This is a genomic window from Ruegeria sp. CDSC054, assembly GCF_059610645.1.
Genome location: NZ_JBXWOA010000036.1, coordinates 1 through 3,266, shown reverse-complemented (window position 1 = coordinate 3,266; position 3,266 = coordinate 1). Strand labels below are relative to the sequence as shown.

At 55.2% G+C, this 3,266-nt stretch carries 5 protein-coding genes; 1 reads left to right on the top strand and 4 read right to left on the bottom strand.

What is annotated here, in order from left to right:
• Positions 1 to 201: 201 nt before the first annotated feature.
• Genes AC2FGC_RS24150 through AC2FGC_RS24140 form a run of 3 tightly spaced genes read right to left on the bottom strand, consistent with a single transcriptional unit; the run spans position 202 to position 1,560 of the window.
• Positions 202 to 684 (bottom strand): NAD(P)-dependent oxidoreductase, encoded by a 483-nt coding sequence (locus AC2FGC_RS24150; RefSeq protein ID WP_496727549.1) that lies wholly within the window; start codon positions 682 to 684, stop codon positions 202 to 204.
• Positions 685 to 725: 41 nt separating this feature from the next.
• Positions 726 to 1,082 carry a VOC family protein gene (locus AC2FGC_RS24145; protein WP_496727550.1) on the bottom strand — a complete coding sequence of 119 codons (357 nt, stop codon included), beginning with the start codon at positions 1,080 to 1,082 and terminating at the stop codon, positions 726 to 728.
• Between the two features lie 40 nt (positions 1,083 to 1,122).
• Positions 1,123 to 1,560, bottom strand: coding sequence for a VOC family protein (locus tag AC2FGC_RS24140; RefSeq protein ID WP_496727551.1), 438 nt, complete (start codon positions 1,558 to 1,560; stop codon positions 1,123 to 1,125).
• A gap of 107 nt (positions 1,561 to 1,667) precedes the next feature.
• Here AC2FGC_RS24140 and AC2FGC_RS24135 point away from each other — a divergent pair, with 107 nt between their 5' ends.
• Positions 1,668 to 2,372, top strand: coding sequence for a helix-turn-helix transcriptional regulator (locus tag AC2FGC_RS24135; protein WP_496783659.1), 705 nt, complete (start codon positions 1,668 to 1,670; stop codon positions 2,370 to 2,372).
• A gap of 314 nt (positions 2,373 to 2,686) precedes the next feature.
• On the opposite strand, the gene AC2FGC_RS24130 is transcribed toward AC2FGC_RS24135, so the two are convergent.
• Positions 2,687 to 3,266, bottom strand: a 580-nt coding sequence (locus AC2FGC_RS24130; protein WP_496727553.1) for a hypothetical protein, incomplete at its 5' end; no start/stop codon positions are given.

Here is a 3,266-nt window from a genome sequence, read left to right as displayed (position 1 = left end):
GTTCGCCCAACTGGCAGGGTAAACCGCTCACCAATTCCACTAATGCTCTGCCATCTGAAAAGTTTGCGACAGAACCCACGCCGTATGCCGCCCCTTGGGTCTCAGGGTCCGAGATGGCATCAATCAGGAATTGTTCAAGTGCCAACAGGGAAACTGCTGTTCTGTTTTCGGGAAAAGCATCTCTTTGGGCACGGTATGCCGTCACACCGGGTTTTTGAGAAATCCCGCGCGGGCCGAGGTCCAGTTTAGGCCAGAGTTCTTCAAGATATCCTCCATGCGATCGGCGCTGCGTACAACGTTCGGCACAACGAAACGAAGGAGCTTTCCGAGCAGCGTTTGGTCTGGAAATAGCAAAGCCGTTGAAGTCACCAAGACCCGCTTGAGTCTGGTCGCCGACGCCGCTTCGACGATGGCGTAAGAAGATCGGAAATACACAGAAGTGGCGGCTTTTGTTGGCAGCTCACCGCCCATGGCCGAAACAGCGGCGCCGTGGTCGCGAAACACTGATGCGAGAAACTCAGGATCATAGTGATCACCGACCACCACGTGCAATCTTGGGTGTCGTAGATCGGTCGTTTTGACTGCAGAACGAACGACCGCTGTGACCTCCATGTCCCGTGCGTGCACAGCTACGAGCACAAGCTTACCTGTCCGCCCATTCGCGCCCAAAAGAACGAGTTTCAAAGTCTTCTCCATTCAATCGGAAAGTGCGTTTGCGACCTGCATTAGGCGGAGAGGCAAATCTTGTTGCTGTCAAGATCCCTGACGTAGGCCGAGAAGCGCGGTCCACGTTGGTTCGGTTCGCCTTCGCTCGTGCCACCAAGCTCGATGGCCAATGCGTGCAGCCTTACGACCTCTTCAGCCGACCCGACGCTGAAGCCGACCATGGTTCCGTTGCCATTCGTGGCGGGTTTTTCGTCGAACGGGATGGCAGCTGCAAAGGCAAAATTAGGTCCGAGCCAGTAAGTCATTCTGTCGGTGGGCGAGACGCGCTTTAGGCCTAATTGACCAAAAAGCTGGTCATAGAAGTGCGTTGCGGCGGCCATGTCGTTGGTACCGACGACGAAGTAGTTCATTTGCATGGTGGGATGTCCTTTGAGATTGTGCTGAGTCTTGTGAGCGTCACTGACCGGTCAGTCTGAAAAACTCGATCAACTGACCGTTGGGGTCGGTGATCTTAAGCAAGTGGATGCCCGGCTCTTCGATGATCTCCGGCGCGGTCACACCGGCAGAGGTGGCGCGGGCGTGCAAGACCTCCAGATCGGCGGATTGCAGGTAGGGAACCGCACCCGAACCTGCCTCGGACCCCGGTGCGTACTTGTCCCGTGACACGATTGCGAACCAGCCACCAGCCACATCGAACGCCACGAATTCGGGTAGCCCGATTGTCGGTTCACTGTCGAACAGGGCGCGGTAGAAGGCCTCCGATTCCTCCATGTTGTCGGTCGGCACATAGGCGCCCATGGCCATGATCGGCGCAGTTCCCCGCTGCTCCGCCGACTCCGCAACGAGTGCTGTTGGCATAACAGCGGCGAGGGTTAGAGCAATGAAATGTCCCATCTTCTGATCTCCATTTTATAATGTTTTTCCTGCTTCTACCGCGCCTATGCTGACAGCGTGTTGTCAGCATACTGTCAGTATGCTCTGTTTCATCGAAAGGAGATCACATGAGGCGCGGCGACAGGCTATTTGAAGTCATCGAGATCCTGAGGCGTGCCAAAGGCCCGATCTCTGCCCAGTCTATTGGTGAAGAACTGGGCGTGACCAAGCGTACGGTGTATCGCGATGTTGCTGCGCTGATGGGCCAGGGCGTGCCGATCAATGGCGAGGCCGGGGTCGGCTATGTGTTGGAGCCCGGCTTTCATATGCCACCGCTGATGCTGACCTCGGACGAAATCGAGGCCGTTACGCTTGGCGTGTTGTGGGTCAAGACGCGAGGCGAACCCGAGCTTGCGCTGGCGGCTGAGAAGCTAATCACCAAGCTGGAAGCTGTCGCACCTGACAAGTACCGGACGTCGTTTCTTCAGCCGGCCGTAAGCGTTGCGCCCGTCGCGCAGCCGGTTGAAGTACTCGGCGCCGCGGCCATTCGTCTGGCCATTCGACGCCGCCAAAAAATAGCTCTGAAATATTCGGACCACTCAGGCCAACAAACTCGTCGTGTGATCTGGCCCATACTGCTGGGTTATCGGGACACCAGCCGCATCATCGCTGCATGGTGCGAGATGCGAGAAGGCTTTCGTTACTTTCGGACAGAACGGATCATTGAGGCGGAGGTTCTCGAAAACAGTATTCCTCGGCGAATGGACCTACTTCGCGCGGAGTGGCGTAATGCCACGGATGCAGAACGAAAGCGCTATGAAGAGGGGGCATAAGACAAGGGTTGCCGAAGGACCGCAATGGGGAAGCAGCAGCGCAGCGGAGCGCTGCTTAAGCAACGACAGGATTGGGCCGTCAGTTGGATCAACAAAAAAGCGTTAGGGGCAATGCTGTGCTCGCTCCGAGGGCAGTTTCGAGCCCATAGCCGTTACCGCTGAGGCACTGGATGCGCTGACCAACTGGATTACAGCGGCCATTGAAGAGAATGTTGGGCCAGACCAAGTCTTGGTGGCTACATTACAAAAAGACTGAGAAACATCGAACGCCTCTACCTAAAGACAAGCCCAAAAATACATTCGGTGTCTTCTAGTTAGTACCGTGTGACCTCGACTGCGACTGCAGCAAATACCACGCCAATCAACAGAGCCTTTGTATTCACTGCCGAAAGGCTGGGTAGTTTAACCCGAAGAGACAGGGCTATTATCACACCCCCTGTCAACCCATTCGCAATTGAATAGATCATGCTACTTTTGTCCGCGCTGAGACCGATCAATATGCCGACTGCAAGCGACTCGACAAAGTATGCGCGTAGCCATCCAGACATATGCCCGGGGTGGGTCTTATAGAGATATATATTTACCCCAAACAAATGCAGTGAATAGGCCAACGTTCCAATCGCGTACAGTTCAGGCGATGTTCCCGTCGTTTGCATGACTGTGATGGCAAGCAAGCAGTTATAGGTTCCGAGTGCCACTGTGTCCAAGCCAAGCGACAACCTGTTATCGGCCCCCACTTCACGGCTGGCTTCCAACAAGTAGTATAGGAGAAACCCCAGCAGAGAATAACCGTACAGCGAGTGTTCCCATTTCCCGCTTGCAGCTAAACCGGCGGACAATTCACCGATTTTTGGCAGTAAGAAAAGGAAAGCATAGCATAGCCAAGTCCGATCC

Excerpts from the sequence above, each read along its gene's own strand:
- AC2FGC_RS24145 (WP_496727550.1), bottom strand. The coding sequence starts at position 1,082 with ATGCAAATGAACTACTTCGTCGTCGGTACCAACGACATGGCCGCCGCA.
- AC2FGC_RS24140 (WP_496727551.1), bottom strand. The coding sequence starts at position 1,560 with ATGGGACATTTCATTGCTCTAACCCTCGCCGCTGTTATGCCAACAGCA.
- AC2FGC_RS24135 (WP_496783659.1), top strand. The coding sequence starts at position 1,668 with ATGAGGCGCGGCGACAGGCTATTTGAAGTCATCGAGATCCTGAGGCGT.